This window comes from Pseudomonas sp. 05T35 (assembly GCF_056396605.1).
Window position 1 is genome coordinate 1 of record NZ_JBFTLU010000740.1, and the last position, 1,252, is coordinate 1,252.

At 59.0% G+C, this 1,252-nt stretch carries 3 protein-coding genes; all 3 read left to right on the forward strand.

Going from position 1 to position 1,252, the window contains the following annotated elements; genetic code table 11:
- Nucleotides 1–254 (forward strand): phage holin family protein (locus tag AC1DH9_RS29400; protein ID WP_477809361.1); only part of this gene is annotated, 254 nt, incomplete at its 5' end.
- Nucleotides 251–595 (forward strand): hypothetical protein, encoded by a 345-nt coding sequence (locus tag AC1DH9_RS29405; RefSeq protein WP_427543559.1) that lies wholly within the window; start codon nucleotides 251–253, stop codon nucleotides 593–595. The genes AC1DH9_RS29400 and AC1DH9_RS29405, both read left to right, overlap by 4 nt.
- 40 nt (nucleotides 596–635) lie before the next feature.
- On the forward strand, nucleotides 636–1,252 hold a 617-nt coding region (dgt, locus tag AC1DH9_RS29410), incomplete at its 3' end, for a dGTP triphosphohydrolase (RefSeq protein ID WP_477809362.1).

A 1,252-nucleotide genomic window follows, 5' to 3' on the forward strand; every position in this document is an offset into this window, starting at 1 on the left:
CCGTAAGCCTGTTGCTGTTCGCAGGGCTGGCACTGGTTTTCGCTTTACTGCTGTTGATCGGGCTTTCGGCGCTGGTGTTGATTCTGCTGTGGGACACTTATCGCCTGGCGGGGATCATCGGCCTGTGCGTTTTCTATGCGCTCGCGGCACTCTTTTGTGGCATGCGCTTGAAAGCGGCGCTCTTTGATGAAACATCGCCTTTCAACGCCACCCTTCAAGAGCTGGCGAACGACAGGGAGCGCCTGCTGCCATGAACCTGCCTGAAATCCCCAAAAACAGTTCCCGACAAGAGATGCGCAAGGCATTGATACGCTTGCGCATGGAAATGCATCGCCAGGAAATTCGCCACGAGTCCCGGCAGATGTTGGAACCCTTGCACCGCGTACGAGGGATGACGCAAAGTTTTCAGGAGGGTCTGGGCATCAAGCACGCGCCACTCTGGGGCATTGCCGCCGTAACCTTGCTGGGCTTCCTCACCGCCAAGGGCGCCAAGGGCGGTGCCATCAGCAGCATCACTCGGTTAGTCCAGCTCGGCACCAGCCTGTTGCCGCTGATCAAGCTGGTGCTGCAAGGCTCCTCGCGCAAACACCCGTAGACCAACAGACCCCAATCAGTCACCTGACGGAGAACCTGCCTTGGATTGGCATACCCTGCTTAATCGTGAACGCCTCGGAAAACCGCTACACAGCCCGGAAGAGCTCGGTCGCAGCCCTTTCCATAAAGACCACGACCGGGTCATTTTCTCCGGAGCCTTCCGCCGTCTCGGGCGCAAGACCCAGGTCCACCCGGTATCCAGTAATGACCATATCCACACGCGCCTGACCCACTCACTGGAAGTCAGTTGCGTGGGGCGCTCATTGGGCATGCGCGTCGGTGAAACCATCCGCAGCGCCCTGCCCGACTGGTGCGAGCCTAGCGATCTGGGCATGGTGGTGCAGTCAGCGTGCCTGGCCCACGACATTGGCAACCCGCCCTTTGGCCACTCGGGTGAAGACGCCATCCGCTACTGGTTCCAACAGGCCGCGGGCAAAGGCTGGCTGGACGCCATGAGCGAAGTCGAACGCAACGATTTCCTCAACTTCGAAGGCAATGCCCAAGGCTTCCGGGTTCTGACCCAGCTGGAATACCACCAGTTTGACGGCGGTACACGGCTGACTTACGCAACGCTGGGCACTTATCTGAAATACCCGTGGACCGCGCGCCATGCCGATTCACTGGGTTACAAAAAACACAAGTTCGGTTGCTATCAGAG